20 protein-coding genes are annotated in these 21,846 nt (G+C 60.0%); 14 read left to right on the forward strand and 6 right to left on the reverse strand.

Annotated elements, in window-relative coordinates; genetic code table 11:
- The first annotated feature begins 751 nt into the window (after positions 1 to 751).
- From ACJ8OK_RS20075 to fetB, 5 genes are all read left to right on the forward strand, one after another.
- Positions 752 to 1,096, forward strand: a complete 345-nt coding sequence (locus ACJ8OK_RS20075; RefSeq protein WP_370446676.1) for a hypothetical protein — start codon at positions 752 to 754, stop codon at positions 1,094 to 1,096.
- Positions 1,097 to 1,125: 29 nt separating this feature from the next.
- Positions 1,126 to 2,235, forward strand: a complete 1,110-nt coding sequence (locus ACJ8OK_RS20080) for an FKBP-type peptidyl-prolyl cis-trans isomerase N-terminal domain-containing protein (RefSeq protein ID WP_442530891.1) — start codon at positions 1,126 to 1,128, stop codon at positions 2,233 to 2,235.
- 37 nt (positions 2,236 to 2,272) lie between these two features.
- Positions 2,273 to 2,560, forward strand: a complete 288-nt coding sequence (locus tag ACJ8OK_RS20085) for a FaeA/PapI family transcriptional regulator (protein WP_004930885.1) — start codon at positions 2,273 to 2,275, stop codon at positions 2,558 to 2,560.
- 191 nt (positions 2,561 to 2,751) lie between these two features.
- Positions 2,752 to 3,429 carry an iron efflux ABC transporter ATP-binding subunit FetA gene (fetA, locus tag ACJ8OK_RS20090; protein WP_442530892.1) on the forward strand — a complete coding sequence of 226 codons (678 nt, stop codon included), beginning with the start codon at positions 2,752 to 2,754 and terminating at the stop codon, positions 3,427 to 3,429.
- A complete protein-coding gene (gene fetB, locus ACJ8OK_RS20095; RefSeq protein WP_033631883.1) occupies positions 3,416 to 4,189 on the forward strand; it encodes an iron efflux ABC transporter permease subunit FetB in 774 nt (257 codons plus the stop codon). Before fetA ends, fetB begins: the two co-directional genes overlap by 14 nt.
- Before the next feature lie 35 nt (positions 4,190 to 4,224).
- On the opposite strand, the gene ACJ8OK_RS20100 is transcribed toward fetB, so the two are convergent.
- The gene (locus ACJ8OK_RS20100) at positions 4,225 to 5,061 is read right to left on the reverse strand and encodes a TIM barrel protein (protein WP_085337647.1); all 837 of its coding nucleotides are present in this window, start codon (positions 5,059 to 5,061) and stop codon (positions 4,225 to 4,227) included.
- Between the two features lie 32 nt (positions 5,062 to 5,093).
- Positions 5,094 to 6,536, reverse strand: a complete 1,443-nt coding sequence (locus ACJ8OK_RS20105; protein WP_442530894.1) for a sugar porter family MFS transporter — start codon at positions 6,534 to 6,536, stop codon at positions 5,094 to 5,096.
- 556 nt (positions 6,537 to 7,092) lie between these two features.
- Between ACJ8OK_RS20105 and ACJ8OK_RS20110 the strand changes: the two genes are divergently transcribed.
- From ACJ8OK_RS20110 to ACJ8OK_RS20125, 4 genes are all read left to right on the forward strand, one after another.
- Positions 7,093 to 8,598: a CoA-acylating methylmalonate-semialdehyde dehydrogenase gene (locus ACJ8OK_RS20110; protein ID WP_015379335.1), complete on the forward strand. Its 1,506-nt coding sequence runs from the start codon at positions 7,093 to 7,095 to the stop codon at positions 8,596 to 8,598.
- A gap of 77 nt (positions 8,599 to 8,675) precedes the next feature.
- Positions 8,676 to 9,497, forward strand: a complete 822-nt coding sequence (iolB, locus tag ACJ8OK_RS20115) for a 5-deoxy-glucuronate isomerase (protein WP_033631886.1) — start codon at positions 8,676 to 8,678, stop codon at positions 9,495 to 9,497.
- A gap of 174 nt (positions 9,498 to 9,671) precedes the next feature.
- Positions 9,672 to 9,941, forward strand: coding sequence for a hypothetical protein (locus ACJ8OK_RS20120; protein WP_004930864.1), 270 nt, complete (start codon positions 9,672 to 9,674; stop codon positions 9,939 to 9,941).
- 14 nt (positions 9,942 to 9,955) lie between these two features.
- Positions 9,956 to 10,294 (forward strand): type II toxin-antitoxin system RelE/ParE family toxin, encoded by a 339-nt coding sequence (locus ACJ8OK_RS20125; RefSeq protein ID WP_004930859.1) that lies wholly within the window; start codon positions 9,956 to 9,958, stop codon positions 10,292 to 10,294.
- Between the two features lie 41 nt (positions 10,295 to 10,335).
- Here the strand turns inward: ACJ8OK_RS20125 and ACJ8OK_RS20130 are convergent, their stop codons facing one another.
- Together ACJ8OK_RS20130 and ACJ8OK_RS20135 are read right to left on the reverse strand one after the other, a co-directional pair.
- Positions 10,336 to 11,172 carry a MurR/RpiR family transcriptional regulator gene (locus ACJ8OK_RS20130; RefSeq protein WP_004930856.1) on the reverse strand — a complete coding sequence of 279 codons (837 nt, stop codon included), beginning with the start codon at positions 11,170 to 11,172 and terminating at the stop codon, positions 10,336 to 10,338.
- A gap of 203 nt (positions 11,173 to 11,375) precedes the next feature.
- Complete coding sequence (locus ACJ8OK_RS20135; protein WP_033631888.1) at positions 11,376 to 13,307, reverse strand: bifunctional 5-dehydro-2-deoxygluconokinase/5-dehydro-2-deoxyphosphogluconate aldolase; 1,932 nt, start codon at positions 13,305 to 13,307, stop codon at positions 11,376 to 11,378.
- A gap of 547 nt (positions 13,308 to 13,854) precedes the next feature.
- On the opposite strand from ACJ8OK_RS20135, the gene iolD reads away from it, so the two are divergent.
- The 4 genes from iolD to iolE are packed head-to-tail and all read left to right on the forward strand — an operon-like array spanning position 13,855 to position 18,724.
- Positions 13,855 to 15,795, forward strand: coding sequence for a 3D-(3,5/4)-trihydroxycyclohexane-1,2-dione acylhydrolase (decyclizing) (gene iolD, locus ACJ8OK_RS20140; RefSeq protein WP_442530897.1), 1,941 nt, complete (start codon positions 13,855 to 13,857; stop codon positions 15,793 to 15,795).
- 35 nt (positions 15,796 to 15,830) lie between these two features.
- Positions 15,831 to 16,844: a Gfo/Idh/MocA family protein gene (locus ACJ8OK_RS20145; protein ID WP_004930848.1), complete on the forward strand. Its 1,014-nt coding sequence runs from the start codon at positions 15,831 to 15,833 to the stop codon at positions 16,842 to 16,844.
- Positions 16,845 to 16,883: 39 nt separating this feature from the next.
- Complete coding sequence (locus tag ACJ8OK_RS20150; RefSeq protein WP_004930845.1) at positions 16,884 to 17,768, forward strand: sugar phosphate isomerase/epimerase family protein; 885 nt, start codon at positions 16,884 to 16,886, stop codon at positions 17,766 to 17,768.
- A 59-nt stretch (positions 17,769 to 17,827) separates the two neighbouring features.
- A complete protein-coding gene (iolE, locus tag ACJ8OK_RS20155) occupies positions 17,828 to 18,724 on the forward strand; it encodes a myo-inosose-2 dehydratase (RefSeq protein ID WP_015379329.1) in 897 nt (298 codons plus the stop codon).
- Between the two features lie 61 nt (positions 18,725 to 18,785).
- On the opposite strand, the gene ACJ8OK_RS20160 is transcribed toward iolE, so the two are convergent.
- Together ACJ8OK_RS20160 and ACJ8OK_RS20165 are read right to left on the reverse strand one after the other, a co-directional pair.
- Positions 18,786 to 19,964 carry a P1 family peptidase gene (locus ACJ8OK_RS20160; protein WP_033631891.1) on the reverse strand — a complete coding sequence of 393 codons (1,179 nt, stop codon included), beginning with the start codon at positions 19,962 to 19,964 and terminating at the stop codon, positions 18,786 to 18,788.
- On the reverse strand, positions 19,957 to 20,472 hold the full coding sequence (locus tag ACJ8OK_RS20165; protein ID WP_060557884.1) for a GNAT family N-acetyltransferase: 516 nt from the start codon (positions 20,470 to 20,472) through the stop codon (positions 19,957 to 19,959). The genes ACJ8OK_RS20160 and ACJ8OK_RS20165 overlap by 8 nt, the downstream gene beginning before the upstream one ends.
- A 389-nt stretch (positions 20,473 to 20,861) precedes the next feature.
- Here ACJ8OK_RS20165 and ACJ8OK_RS20170 point away from each other — a divergent pair, with 389 nt between their 5' ends.
- Positions 20,862 to 21,557, forward strand: a complete 696-nt coding sequence (locus ACJ8OK_RS20170) for a pirin family protein (protein WP_442530900.1) — start codon at positions 20,862 to 20,864, stop codon at positions 21,555 to 21,557.
- The last annotated feature ends 289 nt before the right edge of the window (positions 21,558 to 21,846 follow it).

Raw genomic sequence — 21,846 nt, forward strand, 5'->3', positions numbered from 1 at the left:
GTCGCCGTCCGTGCGGTTGGAGCCAGATCCTTTTGCTCTGGGCAATACGCCGACATCCGTTATTTATGAGAAATAACGAGATTTGGAAAATCGATAATGGATTTTCTGGTAAATAAAATACGAGTTTTACGTGTGGCGTGTTGCTGGGAATATTCTTGCAAATAATAGTATTGCTTGGAAATAGATTTTATTAAATTAAGTCAAATTCAGAATATAAAACCAAAAGGAAAAAGAAATATATTTGCTTTAAAATCAATAGATCGTATACAAATATTATCCAGTATAAATCACTATATAAATAACGATATGCGAGATATTAGATCGGGGGAAATAGGGTGGCACCTACAATTCACAATATTGTTTTGCTAATATCGCTCTGAGGCAGCAGATGATGCATTTCCCTTTAGAAACAAAATATAAAACATAATTTATTGTTTTTATTGTTATTTCATGGTTGTTTGTTCATGAGGGAATGGGGTTTCTTATTCGCGTTTAGCCAGCGTTTAGACCTAATTGGTTAACAATTAAATAACAATTGCACCGGTAGTGAATTATTCTATCGCATTGCGTGATAGGGATTTTTTGCTACCTAACCCATTTTGATTAATCAAATTAAGGCATGTGCTGCTGCCGTTCGCCACATAATGATGACCTAAGTGACAATTAAAGGATTATAAACGGAATGATAACGATGATTAATGCTTGCGGCGGGCGCCGTTGGGCGGGTTTGACCCTATTTCTGCTGTCTTTTATGGCGCTTTCTGGCTGTGCGGGCGGGAGCAAGACAAAACTGAATTCCGTGAAAAAAATCTCACAGAATAATCCTAATGATAAATCCGATGAGCAACGCATCGCGCTTTGTCAGCAGCGGGTTAATTCATTAAAGAATATTAATCCGCAAAGTTACCAAAAACGCATCGCCTATTTTAATGGCCTGCTTTCCAACGCTTCGGGATATGCCGGGGTGCGCGGCAACGTGGATGAGAGTACCCGTAAAGCGATTGATGCTCTTTATCAATATAAAACCGAGAAATTCTGCGCTGACGTCGAGCATGAGCTGATGTCCGATCTGTCCAGCCGGGTTGAGAATCTGTAACCATGAAGCGATGCGCGCAAGGATGGGCGATGGGGCTTTTGCTGTTGGCGGCGAGCGGGGCCGCTTGCGCCGCCGATGACGGCATTCCCGCGCTGTTGAAGTTTGCCGAACAGCGGCAGGCGCCGCCGGCCGCGCCCAGGGAAGACAGCGCGCGTAAATCGGCGCCCGCACCGGCCGCCAAACCGGCCGCCGTCGCGGGGGCAGACGGCGCTCGTTTAACTTCTCTGAAGCACTCTGTGCAACAGCAGGCGGAGAAAATCCGTCAGCTGGAGCGGCAGTTGGCGGCGGCTCAGGCCGCCGCGGCGCCGAAACGGGAACCGGCCGTCGTCGATATTCGGCCGCTGGCCGATGCCCTGAAGGGATTGCGGCAGGCCGTTGCGCCGGTGCCTGAAGTGAGCGTGCTGGCCGTTTCGTTAACGCGGTCCGAACAGCGCAGCGCAAGTTTGGCGGCGCAGCTGGCGCAGCAGCAGCGGCGGGTGGAGACCTTGCTGGCCGAACGGCAGCAGGCGGCCGAGCCGCCCGCGCTGGCCAGCGAGGCGGACAAGCAGGCGTATGCCGCCGGCGTGTCGCTCGGACGCGACATTCTGCATCTGCAGCAGGAGAACCGGCGCGCGGGGCTGGAGGCGGATCGCCAGCTGTTGCTGGCGGGCATCGCCGATACCCTGGCCGGGCGATTGCGGCTCGATGAAGCCGCCATCGACGGCGCGCTGCACACGGCGCAGCAGCGGTTGCAGCAGGCGCAACAGACGCAGGCGCCGCCTCGGGATGACAACGCCTACCTGGCCAATTTCGTCCGTCAGGAGGGGGTCAAGCAGGATGCGCTCGGTTTCTATTACCGGGTGGACTATGCCGGCAGCGGGGCGATCGGCGCCGACGATCGGGTGGATATCGTGGTGCGCGAAAGCCTGACCGACGGCCGGGTAGTCAAAGACATGGAGCTGGCGGGGACGGTGATCTCGCAGCCGTTGACGCGCTACCCGCCGCTGTTTCGCGCGGCTATCGAGAAGCTGCAGCGCCACGGCGCGATCACGCTGGTGGTGCCGCCGGCGCTGGCGTACGGCAAACAGGGCAACCCGCCGGCGATCCCCCCGAATGCCACCATGATTTACACCCTGCGCATCGCTGACGTGCAGCCGTGAGCGGGGTGCTCAGCAGTAACCACTCAGGAGGAATGCTATGGCCAAGGCGCCGAAAACGTTTGAAAGCAGAAAATCGCTGATGCTGAATGTGTTGCAAGGATTGTGCAGGGAGCGTGTGGAAGGATCTGGGGGCCATCATCCCCCGCCGGAGCAGTGGCCGAAGACGCGCGAGCTGGCGGATAAATGCGGCGAAAATATTTATACCACCCGCACCCTGCTGCTGGCGCTGGAAAAGGAGGGTAAGGTTCACTGCACCCACCGCAGCATCAACAATTCTCTCCGCTGGTACAGCTGCGACGAACAGGCAGCGATAAAAAAAGAGTGATTCGACCCTGGCGGTCGCTTTTGACTATTCCTACAGCTAATCATTAATTAAATTTATCATTTGGCGGGGCGTTTCGCTCCGTCAATCCTTCCCCTCCGTTCGCTGCCATCCGCACAGCCATTGCTAAGATGTTTTTGGCAGCCATATACTTATCGCTCAGACGGGAACAGGTATAGGGAGCCGGCATCGTAATGAAGGAAAAGAAAGACATACTGAGATTGGATGATATTCATTATCAAATAGACAGCCAGGTGATCCTGGATTCCGTCTCTTTCACGCTGGGTGAAGGCGAGTTCAAACTGATCACCGGACCTTCCGGCTGCGGGAAAAGCACCCTGCTGAAAATCATCTCTTCCTTAATGGAGCCGACCCGCGGAAAGCTCTATTTCGACGGCCAGGCGATCGACGAGATGTCGCCGGAGGCGTATCGCAAGCAGGTCTCTTACTGCTTCCAGACGCCGTCACTGTTCGGCAATACGGTTTACGACAATCTGGCGCTGCCCTACCAGATCCGCCAGGAACCGCCGGCCGAGCGAAAAATGAAGGCCGATCTGGCGCGTTTCGGGCTGCCGGAGGCGATGCTGACCAAGAGCATCAATGAACTGTCCGGCGGGGAGAAGCAGCGGGTGTCCCTGATCCGCAACCTGCAGTTTATGCCCCGGGTGTTGTTGCTCGATGAGATCACCAGTGCGCTGGACGAGGAAAACAAACGCAACGTCAATGAGATAGTGCATCAGCTGGTGGCGGAACACCGGCTGGCGGTGCTGTGGGTGACGCACGATACCGAAGAGATAGCGCATGCGGACGAGGTGATCACCCTGCGCGCGCACGGCGCCGAGCAACAGGAGCAACAGCATGAATCAGCATAACATCACCAACGAATCCTTGGGCTTGTCGATGGTGCTGGTGGTGGTCGCCATCCTGATCAGCCATCGGGAAAAGCTGGCGCTGGAAAAGGACATTATCTGGAGCATCTGCCGCGCGGTGGTGCAGCTGATCATCGTCGGCTACGTGCTGAAGTATATTTTCGACCTGGATAACGCCGTTCTCACCGTGTTGATGGTGCTGTTCATCTGCTTTAACGCGGCTTACAACGCCAAGAAACGCAGCAAGTACGTCGAACACGCGTTCGTGACGTCGTTTATCGCCATCACCACCGGCGCGGTGCTGACGTTGGCGGTGCTGGTATTGACCGGCTCCATCGAATTTACGCCGATGCAGGTGATCCCCATCTCCGGGATGATCGCCGGCAACGCCATGGTGGCGGTGGGGCTGTGCTACACCAACCTCGGCCAGCGTTTCAAAGGCGAGCAGCAGAAGATTCAGGAGATGCTCAGCCTGGGGGCGACGCCCAAGTTCGCCTCGGCGGCGCTGATCCGCGATAGCATCCGCGCTTCGCTGATCCCGACCGTGGACTCGGCGAAAACCGTTGGGCTGGTCAGCCTGCCGGGCATGATGTCCGGCCTGATCTTTGCCGGCATCGACCCGGTGAAAGCGATCAAATACCAGATTATGGTGACCTTTATGCTGCTTTCCACCGCCAGCCTGTCGACCATCATCGCCTGCTATCTGGCCTACCGTAAGTTTTACAATGCGCGCCACCAGCTGGTGGTCGGCAACCTGAAGTAACGCCATGAAAAACGGCCTCCGCGGAGGCCGTTTTTTTACCCTTGCAGCAGGGCGATGCTCTGGCGGATTTCCCGTTCGATATCCGCCTCGCTCCAGCCGTCCAACTGCGAAGAGAAGGGCTCGAAGGCATAGACGCCGGTGTAGCCCAGACGTTCCAGGTTCTGTACCTGACGGCGGCTTTCCAGCCGATCGCCCGCGCTCAGCATGATGCGCTCTTCATCGCTCAGCGCGCCTTTATCCCGCCCATCCTCCACGCCGGACAGATGCACCAGGCCGATCTGCGCCACCTGGATCTGCGAGTCGAAGTCGGCTTGCGCCACACCGCTCAGATAGTGGTGGAAAGTATCGAGCACGATGCGGTATGGCGCGCCCGAATCGCGGATGATCGCCTGGGTCAGCAGCGACGATCGCAACGAGCTGATGCCGAAGCCCAGCGGCTCGACGTATCCCTGCACGCCGTAGCGGGCAAACAGCGGCGCCAGCAGACGCAACGCGGCGAGGGTATCGTCCCGTTTTTGCTGCTCGCTGCGCGTGTCGTCGGCGCTGCAGTGCGGGCACAGCACCAGCGCCCGGCTGTGGATGGCCTGCGCCTGCGCCAGCAACGCTTCGGCGCGCTGCTGCAGCGCCGCCGGGTCATCCACCCGATTGAACATGCCGAGGGCGTTGATCGTGACGATTTCAATGCCGTATTGCGCGGCGAGCGCGTTGAGCTGCGCGTCGCTCAGATCGTCGGTCACCTTGCCGCTGGGCATGTCGTTGCGCAGCTCAACTTTGCTGAGCCCGCAGCGTTTCACCAGGCGGAAAAAATTGTCCAGGTCGAGATTCGGCGCGATCTTGCGGTTAATACAGAAGCGGTCCAGCGCAATGTTCATGGGGCATGACTCCAGCGATAAGGGGTGAGAGATCAGGATTTGCCGTTTTCCAGCGGCAGCGGCTTGCCGTCGGGCAGGGATTGGCGGTGGCGTTTGGCCAGCACCACCTGTTCCATTTTTTCCAGCGAGACGCCTTTGGTTTCAGGAATATAGCGGCCGATAAACCAGTAGCTGAACAGGCAGCAGGCGGCAAAGATCCACATCGGGAAGGCGCCGTGGAAATGCGAGAACAGGTAAGGGTGGTCGTTGATCATCGGGAACGACTGCGACACCGCAAAGTTGGCGACCCACATGCAGCCGACGGCGATGCTCATCCCCTGCGCGCGCATGCGGTTCGGGAAGATTTCCGACACCAGCACCCAGGCGCCGACGCCCCAGGACAGCGCATAAAACACCATGAAGAACAGCATGCCGAACAGCGCGAAATAGCCGGTGGCCTGCGTGTAGAGCGCGTACGAGGTGAGCAGCAGGCCGGCGATGGCGCCCAGCGTGCCGTAACGCATCAGCGGAATGCGGCCCATGCGATCCATCAGCATGGCGCCGATGACCGAACCGACCAACTGCAGCACGCCGATCCAGATGGTCTGGAACAGCGCTTCCTGCGCGTTTTCGGTGACGGTTTTCAGCACCACCGGCGCGTAATACATCATCACGTTGACGCCGGTGACCTGCTGCAACATGGCGATCATGCAGCCGACGAACAGGATGAACCGCACCCGCATATCGCCGTAGTTCAGCTTCCGGTGCTGCTGCTGTTGATCCTGCTGCAGCGAGTCTTTGATTTCTTTCAGCAGATTCTGCGCGTGGGCGGCGTTGGAGACCTTGGTCAACATCGCCAGCGCCTGATCGTCGCGGCCCATCATCACGTTCCAGCGCGGCGATTCAGGAATGACGAACACCAGGATGCAGAACAGAATGCAGGGGATCACGCCCGAGGCGAACATCCAGCGCCAGCCCATTTCCACCAGCCAGGCTTCGCTGGCGAGGCTGGCGATTTTGAAGTTGACGTAGAAAATCACGATCTGGCCGAAGACGATGGCGAATTGCTGCATGCTGAGCGCCCGCCCGCGCATGTCTTTCGGCGACACCTCCGACATGTACATCGGCGACACGGTGGCGGCAATGCCGACCGCCAGCCCGCCGATGATGCGGTAGATGACGAACCAGGTGAAAGTTGGGGCCAAAGCTGCGCCGACGGCGGACACGGTGAACAGCAGCGCTGCCAGCATCAGCGCCTTTTTACGGCCCCAGCGCGCCGCCAGCGGCCCGGCGGCGAAGGCGCCGACCACGCAGCCGATCACCACGTTGGAGACTGCCCAGCCGGTTTCGGCCGGGCTGAGATCGAAATAGGCTTTCAACGCTTCGATCGCGCCGGAGATCACGGCGGTATCGTAGCCGAACAGAATGCCGCCCAGGGCGGCGATGCCGCAAATTCGCAATATGTAGCCGGTATTGTGCTTACGCTGATATGACATGTGTTGCTCCGATTTTTATCCTGGCTTCCGTCCGCACGGTTGGGGTGTCGGGAAGAGGGCGAGCGGAAGGGTGTGAACCGTGCCTGTCATCAAGGCGATGTCGTCGATAAATGCTGGAACAAACAAGAACATTTATTTCATAATTAGTGAATAATGGAATATTGATTTTTAGATCCAGTTCAAAAAAAACCGTCGCGAGCGATTCGGGCACCTTGGGCGCTCGAGGGCGTGCGGTAACGGCGACAGGGCAGGCACAGTGCGGGTTTTCTGTAGCAAAGTCAGTGTGTATTACCCCAACTTTCTCCGCCGCAGTTGCGCTTCCCCTGGCACGGCAATGCAAGCGCCAACCCGATCGACACCGCAAAATTGCGACCTCACGCACTAAAAACAAATTTTTCAAAACAATTTATTTGAAACTTTTTTTTCAATGAAATAGAGTTTGCTGCATCCGGTCAGGATTTAGCCGGCTTGCCGACGGGGTTTGGCGAGCGGGACGATTAACGCCGCGCCGCCTGGGTGTGGCCAGGCGACAGCGGACTTGAAAAGAGGGCGTGACATGAAAACCGTGGGTAACTTTATTGACGGGCAGGTGTGCCTGAGCAGCAGCAATCAAACCGTCGACGTGCACAACCCGGCCAGCGGGCAGGTTGAGCGACGCGTCACGCAGAGCACCGCCGCCGAAGTCAAACAGGCCATCGACGTGGCCCACCGGGCGTTTGCCGACTGGTCGCGCACCACGCCGCTGCGCCGCGCGCGCATCATGTTCAATTTCAAGGCGCTGCTGGAACAGCACCGCGACGAGCTGGCCGAGCTTATCGTCAGCGAACACGGCAAAGTGTATTCGGATGCGCTGGGCGAACTGACGCGCGGCATGGAAGTGGTCGAATTTGCCTGCGGCATCCCGCATCTGATCAAGGGCGAATACTCGCCGGACGTCGGCAGCGGCGTCGACAGTTTCTCGCTGATGCAGCCGCTGGGCGTGGTGGCGGGCATTACCCCGTTCAACTTCCCGGCGATGGTGCCGATGTGGATGTTCCCTATCGCGTTGGCCTGCGGCAATACCTTTATCCTCAAGCCGCCGGCGCTGGTGCCTTCGGCCTCAGTGCGCCTGGCGGAGCTGCTGAAAGAAGCCGGCCTGCCGGACGGCGTGTTCAACGTGGTGCACTGCGCCAATGAAGACGCGGCGCAGCTGTGCACCGATCCGCGCATTCAGGCGGTGAGCTTCGTCGGTTCCTCCACCGTGGCGGAACATATCTATACCACCGCCAGCGCGCACGGCAAGCGGGTACAGGCCTTCGGCGCGGCGAAAAACCAGGCGATCGTCATGCCGGATGCCGATCTGGACGCCACGGTCAACGCGTTGATGGGCGGCGCGTTCGGCTCTGCCGGCGAGCGCTGCATGGCGCTGCCGATCGCCGTGGTGGTCGGTGACGACACCGCCGACAAACTGATCGCCAAACTGAAGCCGCTGATCGCGCAGCTGCGCGTCGGGCCGGGCTTGCAGCAGGGTGGCGAAGAGAATGAAATGGGGCCGCTGGTGTCGTCCGCCCATCAGAAAAAGGTGCTGGGCTACATCGATCTGGGCGTGGAAGAAGGCGCCACCCTGGTGGCCGACGGCCGCAATTATCAGGTGCCGGGCTACCCTGAAGGCTACTACGTCGGCGGCACGCTGTTCGACCATGTGAAGCCGAACATGCGCATCTACCGCGAAGAGATCTTCGGGCCGGTGCTGGGCATCGTGCGGGTGCCGGACTATCGCACCGCCATCGACACGGTCAACGGCCACGAGTTTGGCAACGGCAGCGCCATCTTTACCGGCAGCGGCCACTACGCGCGCCAGTTCGTGCAGGAAGTGCAGGCCGGGATGGTCGGCGTCAACGTGCCGGTGCCGGTGCCGATGGCGTTCCACAGCTTCGGCGGCTGGAAGCGCTCGGTGTTCGGCGCGCTGAACGTGCACGGCACCGACGGCGTGCGCTTCTACACGCGCATGAAGACCGCCACCGCGCGCTGGCCGGCCGGACAACAGACGGTGTCTGAATTCAGCATGCCGACGCTGGGTTAAGCGATCGCAGAGTATGAGCGGGCCGTTGCTCCATGGGGGCAGCGGCCTTTGCACGGGGAGTTAACAGGAGAATCGAAATGTCTTCACTGCTTGCCAAATGTCAGGCGCCGAACGCCGAGGGGCGTATCCAGCACGTGACGCCGGAAAATGCCGGTTGGGGCTATGTCGGCTTTGACGTTTACCGCCTGGCCGCCGGGCAGTCGCTGCGGTTGGAATGCGGTGACAAGGAACTGTGTCTGGTACTGGTGGCCGGTATCGCCTCCGTCGCCACGCTGCGCGCCGAATACCCGCATATCGGCAAACGCATGAGTCCGTTCGAGCGCACGCCGCCTTACGCGGTGTACGTGCCGCACCACGATCGCATCGACGTGCGGGCAGAAACCGATCTGGAGTTGGCGGTGTGCAGCGCGCCCGGCAGCGGCCATCTGCCTTCACGCCTGATCACGCCGGCGGAAATCGGCGTGGAGCGGCGCGGCAAGGGGCGCAACCAGCGGTTGGTGCATAACATTCTGCCGGACAGCGAGCCGGCCGACAGTCTGCTGGTGGTGGAGGTTTACACCGACGAGGGCAACACCAGCTCCTACCCGAGCCACAAGCACGATCAAGAAGATTCGCCGGACGAGACCTATCTCGAAGAGACGTACTATCACCGCATTCAGCCGGAGCAAGGGTTCTGCATGCAGCGCGTCTATACCGACGATCGCACGCTCGACGAATGCATGCCGGTCTACAATCGCGACGTGGTGAAAGTGCCGCGCGGTTATCATCCGGTGGCGACCCTGGCGGGCTACGACAACTATTACCTCAACGTGATGGCCGGGCCGGTGCGGCAGTGGAAATTCACCTGGGAAAAAGACCACGCCTGGATTAACGGCGACGGCTACCCCGCCGCGCAATAAGCGCTTGAGGCCCGGCTTGCCGGGCTTTCTCTTTATCAGGGGATAAATTTGACCTAAATTTGCCCTCTGTCTTGCTCAAATGATAACCTGTCCGCACGCGATTGCTCCCTGGCTGAGTGAATCTAACGAACCGCTGTTATGCAGTGAGAATGCCGGTACACAGGAGGAAAAATTATGACAACCACCATGTCTCAAAAAGCGGCGCGCGAAGGATTAGGTTCGCCCGATCTGTTTGAAGGCGGGGTTTACGTCACAAAAAATGGTGTTGCCGAGCTGTTTGTGCAAACGGCGGCTGAGAGAGAGGCCGAAATACGGGAACGCAATCTCGAGCGCCAGTCCAACGCGTTGTTGAAACTGACTATGATGGCGAAGCAAGAGATTAAAAATCAGCGCGGTCTGTCGCCCGAAGAAACCTTGCAGCGGCTGCGTGACGCGCGGAAATAGACCCGAGGTGCAGGATGCCCCAGGAAATACGTTTTACCGTCGCGCCGGCGGCGGAATGGAGCCTGAAAGACATCGAGTCTTATAAGAGCGGAACGATAGGGGCCGTCGCAGCCGGGATGTTCGTGGACAATCTGTTGTTATCGTCCCTCGCGGCAATTGCCGACGATCCCGCCCGCTACCGCTTCAACGCCGTGCTGGCGGGCATGGGAGTGCGGTTGCACGAACGATTGGATCCCGACAGCGAATACCGCGTCATCTATGACTACGACGGCCAAACGGTGGAGATTCTGCTTTTCATCAGCATGAAGCAGGATCTGGAAAGCGCGCTCTACCGCTATTTGTTGCTGCAATAATTCCGCCGCGCCCGAGCCTGTCGGGCGCGTTCACATCCGCCTTACTCGTCCCGGGCGTTATTCAGCGCCAGCGAGACCGCCAGCGTTTGCGCCAGGCACATCGAGGCCACCTGCGAACGGAACCCGTCCACCTGAGCTTCACGCACCACGAAACAGACGTCGCTGAACGCGGCCAGCGGGCTGACCTGGCTGTCGGTGATGGCGATCTGCTGCGCGCCGCGCTTGGCGCCCAATTCCACCAGTTCCACCGCCTCGCGGGCGTACGGCGAATAGCTGATGGCGATCACCACGTCTTTCGGTTTCACCATGCTCAGCTGTTCGGTGAACATGCCGCCCAGGCCGTCGATCAGAAATGCGCGGCGCTCCAGATGACGCAGCGCATAGGTGAGGTAGGAGGCGACGCTGAACGAGCGGCGCAGGCCAATCACGTAGATGTTTTCGGCGTTGTTGAGCAGTTCGACGGCGCGATCCAACTGCTCGGGGGCAATCTGCATCGCCAGCTGCTGCAGCGCCTGCGCATTGACCATGGTGAATACGTTGAGAATCTCCGCCGGCTTCTCCGGCGCGACGTTGTCGTCGGTAGAGGTTTGGCGGAACAGGCGCGCGCGCTCGGTATAGTTCACCGTTTCTTCCATCAGATGCTGACGGAACACCTGCTTCATTTCGTTGAAGCCGCTGAAGCCGAAGGCGTTGGCGAAACGGATCAGGGTGGAAGGCGGCACGCTGGCCTGTGCGGCGATGGAGGCAACGGTATCGAAAGCGATGCTGTTACTGTTATCCAAAATATAGCGCGCCACCTGCTTCAAACGCTTGCTCAGCGTTTCATAACGGTGGCGGATCTCGTCCTGTAACAGCGAAAGTTGAGTTGGGTTGTTCATCCATTCGGCTCGCAGTGGGGTGAAGGCGCATTGGCCTGATGCCTGAAATATTGACAGGGTATTTTAACAGACGGAGCGGAAATTTCATTTCCTCAAAAAGCGATTTATTCGATCGCACATTGCGCGACTTCACAGAAAAGGGGCAAAAAAATCCCCTTAAAGCGGCGAAATGGCTTTAAGGGGACGTGAACCTGCTGTCGCTGTCAGTGCGCGCCGCCCGCCTGCGGACGGTACTGGCGCCAGAAACCGATCAGCGTCAGGTATTTTTGTTTCACCTGCTCGATCAGGGCCGCGTCGTCGATTTCCCCCTGCAGCCAGCGGCGCGAAGGTTGGCCGAAAATGGTGCGGCCGACGGCGAAACCTTTCACCCAGCGCGCATCCGCGGCGGCGGCGAAGCCCGCCTTCAGCACCGCCTCCGGGGAGTCGAGCCCCAGGATCAGCACGCCGCGGCAGAAGGGATCGTAGGTGTCGATCAGGGCACCGACCTGCCGCCAGTTTTCTGCGCTCAGCGGTGGCAGTTTCCACCAGTCGGGCTGAATGCCCAACTGGTAGAAATGCTCAATCATCTCCAGGTAATAGCGTTCGTCTTTGTCGGCGTTGCTGTCCGGCAGGATCACCTCCAGCAGCAGCTCGTGGCCGGATTTACAGCAGCCGCGGTAGACGTCGGCGATCAGCTCATCCTGTTCGCGGCGCAGTTCCTCCGCATCCTGCGGGTGATAAAACACCAGGCACTTCACCACGTGCTCCTGCGGCCAGTCGATCAATTGCGAACCGATATTGCCGTGCTCCAGGCGCAGCGGGCGCGAGCTGGGCAGCTCCACCGGCCGGCCGATCCACCATCCCTGGCCAGTGATCTCGTTCAGCGCCGCCTGCCCGTAGGTGGTGTCGGCCAGAATGCCGCTGTTGCCGTTGAGGCCGGCCTGCGCGGCAGCCTGTTGCGCCGCGGTGAGCAGCAGGGTCTTCAGGCGCGGAATGCGTTCCTCGCCGACGCCGGCTTCGCGCGCCATGTCCGCCAGCTGCTTGCGGTGATCGAAGGCGAACACGCACAGTTCCGGCCACTGTTGCTTGCGGGTGGTGACCCGGTGCAGGTGGTTCAGGCGTGCGTCGCGGTCCGGGCGCGTGACCTGCTGTTCACGCTGCAGGTAGTCGTCCAGCTCCCGTTTGGTCGGCATCGCCGGCGCGCAGCCGTGGCGCGAAACCACCAATGCGCCGCAGGCGTTGGCGTAGCGGCAGGCCTGCTCCCAGCCCTCATCATTCAGGTAGCCGCGCAGCAGTCCGGACATAAAGGCGTCACCGGCCCCCAGCACGTTCAGCACTTCAACCCGCACACCGGCGTGCAGCTTCACCTGCGCCCAGTCGTCGGCGATTTCACCTTCGAACACCGAGCAGCCCTGTGCGCCGCGCTTGCACACCAGCGTGGCCGCGGTAGTCCGGCGCACGTTTTTCAGCGCCGTCAGCGTGTCGGTGCTGCCGCCGGCGATATGAAATTCCTCTTCGGTGCCGACGATCAGATCGAAATGGTGCAGCACCTCCTGCAGTTCGCGGGTTACCTGGTCTGATTCCACAAAGCGGGTTTCGCCGTCGCCCAGCGACGTCAGCCCCCACAGTACCGGGCGGTAATCGATGTCGAGCGCGGTGCGCAGGCCGTGGCGGCGCGCATACTCCAGCGCCTTCAGCACCGCGGCGCGGGTGTTCGGGTGCGACAGGTGCGTGCCGGTGATGGCCAGCGCGCGCGAGGAGGCGATGTAGGCCTCGTCGATGTCGTCCGGCGTCAGCGCCATGTCCGCGCAGTTTTCACGGTAGAAGATCAGCGGGAAGGTTTCCTGATCCTTGATGCCGAGGATCACCAGGCCGGTTAATCGTTGCTTGTCGGTGATCAGACAGCGGGTATCGGCCCCGACGCGCTGCAGCTCTTCACGCAGAAAGCGGCCCATGTGTTCATCGCCGACGCGGGCCAGCATGCCGGATTTCAACCCCTGAATGGCGGTGCCGTAGGCCACGTTGCCGGAAGAGCCGCCGAGGTATTTGGCGAATGTGCCGGCGTCTTCCAGACGCGCGCCGATCTGCTGAGCATAGAAATCGACGGCGATGCGCCCGAGACAAATGACATCAAGCTGTTTTTGTTGTGTAGCCATACCCGTTTCCTTCTGTTAAGCAAAACTCCGGCGGCGGCCCGAGCGTGGCGCCCTGCAGGAAGCATGGGGACAGTATGGGGAATGAAAATTTCAATTTCAATATGAAATGAAATTTACACCCCAAAAATGTGATGCGTTTAAAACATCGACAGAGGCGTGGGAAAAGGCGATGAATCGGCTGCGCAAGGGCCGCCGGGGCCGAACATAAAAGGGAGGTGAGGGCAGAGGAAAAGGCTGTCAGCCCATGTGCCAACGACTTTTATCGGCCGGTGCGCGGCACGAAGCCCATGAAGGCTGAACCACGAGATGAAACGGGCTTTTCATGTAATATGCGATCTTTATCGCAAAATGAAATGTTTCTTCTGTAATGTGATTTTATGAAAAATATATTTGTTTATAATCGCTTCACGTTTCAGGTTGTCGACTTCGTGAGCAGCGCGGGCATCGCCTGCTCAAGATAATAGCTGCCGCCGCGTAACACAAACACGGGATTGTCGGCTCGGCATGAGCGCTTTCCGGGGCGGCCCTTAATCTAAAGGGTGGGTAAATGGGCAAGATCAGGTTAACCATGGCGCAGGCGCTCGTCAGATTTCTCGATAACCAGTATCTGCTGGCCGACGGCGTGGAAACCAAATTCGTCGCGGGCATTTTCGCGATTTTCGGCCACGGCAACGTGCTGGGGCTGGGGCAGGCGCTGGAACAGGATAGCGGCGATCTGCGGGTGCACCAGGGCCGCAACGAACAGGGGATGGCCCATGCGGCGATCGGCTTCGCCAAACAGAAGCTGCGCCGGCAAATTTACGCCTGCACCTCATCGGTCGGCCCCGGCGCCGCCAATATGATCACCGCCGCGGCCACCGCCACCGCCAACCGCATTCCTTTATTGCTGCTGCCGGGCGACGTTTACGCCTCCCGCCAGCCGGACCCGGTGTTGCAGCAAATCGAACAGTCTTACGATCTCAGCATCAGCACCAACGACGCGTTCCGTGCGGTGAGCAAATACTGGGATCGCATCGTGCGCCCGGAACAGCTGATGAGCGCCTGCATCAATGCGATGCGCGTGTTGACCGATCCGGCGGAAACCGGCGCGGTAACGCTGTGTCTGCCGCAGGACGTGCAGGGGGAAGCCTACGACTATCCCGACTATTTCTTCCAAAAGCGCGTGCATCGGCTCGATCGCCGCCCGGCGACCGACGGCATGTTGGCGGACGCCTTGGCGCTGCTGACGGCCAAACGCAAACCGCTGCTGGTGTGCGGCGGCGGCGTGAAGTACTCGCAGGCCGGGCGAGCGCTGCGCGAATTCGCCGAGCGCTTCGGCATTCCGTTCGCCGAGACCCAGGCCGGTAAAGGCACGGTATCGAGCGACCATGAATTCAACCTCGGCGGCATCGGCGAAACCGGCTGCCTGGCGGCCAACACGCTGGCCCGGCAGGCCGATCTGGTGATTGGCGTCGGCACCCGTTACACCGATTTCACCACCTCGTCCAAATGGCTGTTCCAACACCCGGACGTCAGCTTCCTCAATATCAACGTCAGCGCCTTCGACGCCGGCAAGCTCGACGGCGTGCAGGTGCTGGCGGACGCCCGCGAGGCCCTGAACGCACTGGGCGCGCTGCTGGCGCAGGCCGATTATCGCGCCGGCTGGGGCGACGCCATCGCCGCGGCGCGTGGTGCCCAGCGCGAAGAGACCGAGCGCGTTTACGCGGTGGAATACAGCGGCGCAGACTTTGTGCCGGAGATAGACGATCACCTCGATCGCGAGCAGGTATTCGCCGAATTTATCGCCGAGACCGGCTCGGCGATGACGCAAAGCCGGGTGCTGGGGGTGCTGAACCGCGAGCTGCCGTCGGACAGCGTGATCGTCGCCGCCGCCGGCAGCCTGCCGGGCGATCTGCAGCGGGTGTGGCACAACCGCGGCGAGCACGGTTACCACGTGGAATACGGCTACTCCTGCATGGGGTACGAGGTGAACGCCGCGCTGGGGGTCAAGCTGGCCGAGCCTCAGCGCGAGGTGTACGCGATGGTGGGCGACGGCGCCTTCATGATGCTGCATTCCGAACTGGTCACCTCGATTCAGGAAGGCTGCAAGATCAACGTGGTGCTGTTCGACAACATGACCAACGGCTGCATCAACAACCTGCAGATGGAACACGGCATGGACAGCTACACCACCGAATTCCGCTTCCGCAATCCACAGGGCGGCAAGCTCGACGGCAAACTGGTGCCGGTCGATTTCGCCATGCTGGCGGCGGCTTACGGCTGTAAAACCTATCGCGTCACTACCGAGCAGCAGCTGCTCGACGCGCTGGCCGACGCCCGCAGGCAAACCGTGTCCACGCTGCTGGACATCAAGGTGCTGCCGAAGACCATGGTGCACAAGTATCTCAGCTGGTGGCGCGTGGGCGGCGCTCAGGTGGCCGACAGCGAAAAAATCGTCGCAGTGGCGCGCAAGCTGCAGGAAAACATCGATAAGGCGCGCGATTACTGATTCGTTTTCATACATTAATCTCGAGGGTAGCGAAAATGACATTGAACATTGGGGTTATCGGCACCGGCGCCATCGGCCGCGATCATATCCGTCGCTGCAGCAAAGTGTTGCAGGGCGCCCGCGTGGTGGCGGTGAACGACATCAACCGCGACAACGCCGCCAAGGTGGTGAGCGATCTGCAGCTGGATGCGCGGGTGTATGACAACGGCCACGATCTGATCAAGGCCGCCGACGTGCAGGCGGTGCTGGTCACCTCCTGGGGGCCGAGTCATGAAGAGTTCGTGCTGGCGGCCATCGCCGCCGGCAAACCGGTATTCTGCGAGAAGCCGCTGGCGGTGACCGCGCAGGGCTGCAAAAACATCGTCGACGCCGAAGCGAAGCACGGCAAACGGCTGGTGCAGGTCGGCTTCATGCGCCCCTATGACCAGGGCTATCGCGCGCTGAAACAGGTACTGACCAGCGGCCAGATCGGCGAGCCGCTGATGCTGCACTGCGCGCACCGCAATCCGACGGTCGGCGAGGCCTATACCACCGATATGGCGATCACCGACACCCTGATCCACGAAATCGACGTGCTGCGCTGGCTGCTCGACGACGACTATGTGTCGGTGCAGGTGGTGTTCCCACGCAAGAGCCCGAAGGCGTTCCCGCACCTGAAAGATCCGCAAATTGTGCTGTTTGAAACCGCCAAGGGGACGCGCATCGACGTCGAAATCTTCGTCAACTGCCAGTACGGCTACGACATTCAGTGCGAAGTGGTGGGGGAAACCGGCATCGCCAAACTGCCGGAACCGTCCTCGGTGCAGATGCGCAGCGGCGCCCGCCTGTCGACCGAAATCCTGACCGACTGGAAGGATCGCTTTATCGATGCCTATGACGTCGAGCTGCAGGGCTTCATCAACGACGTAGCCGCGGGCAAGTTGACCGGGCCTTCCGCCTGGGACGGCTACGCCGCCGCAGTGACCGCCGACGCCTGCGTGGCGGCCCAGCTCAGCGGCGAGATCGTGCCGGTGACCCTGCCGGCGCGCCCGGCGTTTTACGGCAAATAACCGCTCGCAGCGCGTAACCACGATTGCAGAGGAGTGACCATGAAGATCGCTTTTGATGTCGACGTTATCCGGGATTTGGGCGTCACCAAAATGGTTCAGCAGGTGGCGGACTGGGGCTACAAATACATCGAGCAGTCGCCGCACCCGCAGATCAACCCGTTTTACAAACATCCGAAGGCCAGCCGCGAAATCATGGCGGAGTATAAAAACGCCCTAAAAGCGACCGGCGTGGAGATCTCCTCATTTATCGTGGTGTATCGCTGGTCCGGTCCGGGGGAAGATCGCCGCCAGGCGGCGGTCAAAAACTGGCGGCGGATGATCGAAATCGCGGTGGAAATGGGCGTGCAGGTGATCAACACCGAGCTGGCCGGCAATCCCAACGAACCGGAGATCTGCGAGGAGCTGTGGTATCGCTCGATGGAGGAGCTGCTGCCGATCGTTGAGCGCGAGGGTATTCGTATGGAGATCCAGTCGCATCCGTGGGACTTCTGCGAGCTGAGCAACGAAACCGCCGATCTGGTGAAGTCGCTGCGCAGCGACCACGTCAAATACCTCTACAGCGTGCCGCACACCTTCTACTACGACAAGGGGCAGGGTGACGTAGCCGGCATGCTGCAGTACGCCGGGGACGATCTTTCCCACGTGCTGATCGCCGACACCATGAATCACACCAAGCATTGCCGTTATATCGTCAACCCGCCGGGCGTTGACGCCGCGGTGCACCAGCACGTCGGCATCGGCGAAGGCGAGGTGAATTTCGACGCCCTGTTCCAGACGCTGCGCGACATGGAATTTGCCAACCGCAGCTTCAAGGTCGGCGGCGAATCGATCATCTGCACCTCGCTGTTCGGCTACCCGGAAAAGATGCCGAGCCAGGCGGTGGCGACCAGAGAACGCATCGAAAGAGAGCTGTTGGGCAAATAATCTGATTCGGCTCGCCGGCGGCGTTTGTACCGGCGGCCCTGCAAGGACCGAGGCAAACCATGAATAAAGACAACGTGAAATTGGCCATTGCGCCGATCGGCTGGACCAACGACGACATGCCCGATCTGGGCAAGGAGAACACCTTCCAGCAGTGCGTCAGTGAAATGGCGCTGGCCGGTTTCACCGGCAGCGAAGTGGGCAGCAAATACCCGCGCGATCCGGCGGTGCTGAAACCGATGCTGGATATTCGCGGCATCCAGATCTGCAACGCCTGGTTCAGCACCTTTTTCGCCGACGGCCAGAAAGACAAAACCATTGATGAATTTATCAACCACATGAATTTCCTGCATGCCATGGGCGCCAGGGTGATTGGCTGCTCCGAGCAGAGCAAGAGCATTCAGGGCACCACCAAAGGCGTGTTCGAAGAGAAGCCGTACTTCAGCGATGAAGAGTGGCAGCGCGTGGCCGACGGTTACAACGAGCTGGCGAAGATCGCCGCCGATAAAGGCATGCAGGTGTGCCTGCACCACCACATGGGCACCGGCATTCAGACCACGGCCGAAATCGATCGCTACATGAGCATGGTCAACGACGACGTTTACCTGCTGTTCGATACCGGCCACGCCTACTATTCGGAAGGCAGCCAACAGGCGATGATGGCGATCCTGGAGAAGTATCTGCCGCGCATCAACCATGTCCACCTGAAGGACGTGCGCGATGAGGTGGTGGCGGAAGTGAAGGCCAACAAGCTGAGCTTCCTCGACGGCGTGAAGAAGGGCACCTTCACCGTGCCGGGTGATGGCGTGATCGACTTCAGGCCGGTGTTCAAGCTGCTGGACGAGCGCGGTTACAAAGGGTGGATGGTGGTGGAGGCCGAGCAGGATCCGGCGCTGGCCAACCCGTTCGAGTATGCGGTGAAGGCGCGCCGTTATATTCGGGAAACCGCCGGCATTTAGGCGGTGGGGGGCAATAAAGATCGAGGGGCGCCGCCGGCGCCCCTTTTTTGATGGCGGCGCGTTAGCCGCCGAGCGTTTGCCAGGTTGTGACCTGGCTGCCCGGCCACGGCGTGGCGGCGTATACGCCCCGGGCGATCGCCCGAGCGAGGGTGTCCGCCGCCAGCGCGCCGATCTGCAGCACCGCCAGTTCGCGGCTGCCCTGTACCTCGCGCTGCCCGGTGGACAGGGCGAACACCACGTCGCCGTCAAACGGGCTGTGCAGCGGGCGAATAGCGCGCGCCATGCCGTCTTGCGCCATGATGGCCACCCGTTTCAACTCCACCCGCGTCAGCGCCAGATCGGTGGCGATGCAGGCCAGGGTGGTGTTCTTTCTGCCGCCCTGCGGCTCTTGCACCATCCAGTCTTCGCCCTGCGCGCGCAGTTGCGCCAGCGCCGCCGCGCCGCCGTTGCCGAATTCACCGTCAATTTCATAGGGCGTCGCCCAGAAGGCACGGGTGCCGGGCGCCACCACCGCTCCCAGGCTGTTGACCGCCACCAGTGCGCCGACGGTAGCGCCGCTGGCGGCAACGATCGATGCCGAACCGAGCCCGCCTTTCAGCTTGCCCATGCCGGTCATGGCGCCGTAGCCGGCGCCGACGGTGCCCAGTGGAAAGTCCAAACCAGCCTTGCCGACCGCGTCGATGCCCAGCTGGCGATACGGCGGCGTGAGCTGCCAGTTTTTATCGCCGCCGTTGGCAAGGTCGTACAGGCAGGCGGTGGGCACGATAGGTGAGACCGGCACGCCGGGATCCGGCCGCAGCGCATAGCCTCTGCCTTGTAGCCCGAGCCAGGCCGCGACGCCGTCCGCCGCCGCCAGGCCGTATACCGAACCGCCGCTGAACGTCAACGCATCGACGGTCTGTACCAAATTGTCTTCACCCAGCGCGTCGGTTTCCCGGGTGGCGGGGCCGCCGCCGCGCACGTCTACGGCGGCAATCGCCGGGCTGTCCGGCAGGATCACCGTCGCGCCGGTGCGCACCCGGCTGTCCTGCGCCACGCCGACCTTCAGGCCGGGCACATCGGTAATCAGGTTGCGGGCGCCAGGGCGCCCGGCGGCGGAAGTTGGCATAGCGGCACCTAATGGGGTGAAGGGGGAGAACATGCCGGCGGCGGTCAGGCCGGCCAGCGCGTGTAAAAAGGTTCGGCGGTTGATATTCAGGGGCCGGCGCAGCGGCCCCTGCGGGGGGATGAGATCACGCATCGCCGCGCGGCTGCCCGGAGCGAAAACGCGCCATATGGTAGGCATCGACCAGCACGCCGTCGCGAATGGCGAAAGCGCGGCTGGTGCCTTCAATCTCAAAACCGAACTTTCGATACAGCGCGATGGCCGCCGGGTTGTCGGTAAACACCGTCAGTTCGATGCGCTCGATGGCCGCCCAGTTGTCGCACAGGTCGATCATCGCCTGCATCAGGCGGCTGCCGACGCCTTTACCGTGGTAGCGCGGATCGACGCCGATGCCGAAGGTGGCCACGTGGCGGCGGCGAACGCGCTGATTCAGCATCACGGCTAACTGACCGACAAGCTGTCCGTCAACGAAGGCCGCCAGGTTATGCATGCCCGGTTCGGGGTTGGCGAGGCGTTTTTGCCAGGACTCGACGGACGGTAGCGGGAGCTGCAGCGTATCGCGGTAGACGGGCGTCTGAGAATAAAGATGATGCAGAGCCTGCGCATCCGATGTTTCCACGTGGCGTATCACGATCTCGCTCATCTCGCTGCTCCTTTTGCTTACCGGTTGAATAACCTCTGAATTTATCCGTTTACTGCCTTGAGTCAATATTATTTGAACGGGTCAAAAAAAACGCTTTACAGGTGCGAATGATAATGATTATTATTGCGATGCGTTCCGGGGAGGGCATCAATCCTTGATACTCTCGCTGCGAAGGCACGACATTGCTCACATTGCTTCCAGTGTTTACTTAGCCAGCTCGGGTGCTGGCTTTTTTTTTGCCCTTTTTCAGCCGGTTCCGCTTTCAACAAATCCGCTGCCCATCCGCTGTTTCATTCCATCGAAATTTTTGAACAGAGGCATGAGTTTTTTACGCTTTCTTATTCTGCTGGCAGGACTAGACTGTAAAAAAACATTGAGGAGAGTTGAAAATGATTTATGTACGTAAAGCGGAAGACCGCGGCCACGCCAATCATGGCTGGCTGGATAGCTGGCACACCTTCTCATTTGCCGATTACTACGATCCGAACTTTATGGGGTTCTCGGCGCTGCGAGTGATCAACGAAGATGTGATCGACGCAGGGCAGGGTTTCGGTACTCACCCGCATAAAGACATGGAAATCCTGACCTACGTGCTGAGCGGTACGGTGGAACATCAGGACAGCATGGGCAACAAGGAGCAGATCCAGGCCGGCGAATTCCAGATCATGAGTGCGGGCACCGGGGTGCGTCACTCTGAGTACAACGCTAATCAGGATCGTCCGTTGCACCTGTACCAGATTTGGATCATCCCGGATCAGGTCGGGCTGGAGCCGCGCTACGAGCAGCGCATGTTCGACGCGCCGCAGGGCCGTCAGCTGGTGCTGTCGCCGGATGCGCGTGACGGCTCGCTGAAGGTGTTCCAGGATATGACGCTGTCGCGTTGGGCGCTGAATAAAGGTGAGCAGGGGGAATGCCCGATCGCCGCTGGCCGTCGCGTTTGGATCCAGGTGGTGCGCGGCAAGGTCTCGGTCAACGGCCAGGCCGCCGGCATCAGCGACGCGTTCGCGGTGTGGGATGAATCGGCGCTGACGATCCTGGCCGACGAAGAGAGCGAAATCCTGCTGTTCGATCTGCCGCCGGTGTGATTAAGCGGTAAATTTCAAGGGCTCACGATGTGAGCCCTTGAGGTTAATGACACGTCTGACGATGTTGCCTGACTTGACGCCGCCAGCATATAAAAACAAGGAAAATCAATTTATTGATTTTCGGCTAATCATCACAAAGGGGGAAAAACCACGCTTTTTCCCCCTTTGTCAGCGTATGAAGGGCTCACGGTGTGAGCCCTTTTTGCGTTGGCCGTCGCATAACCGACAATATCGGCCCGCCGTTTTTTTTGCTAAAATGGCTGCCCATTCACGGTTAGTCAGTTCATTG

This window comes from Serratia sp. CY71090 (assembly GCF_052166845.1).
Taxonomy (GTDB): domain Bacteria; phylum Pseudomonadota; class Gammaproteobacteria; order Enterobacterales; family Enterobacteriaceae; genus Serratia; species Serratia nematodiphila.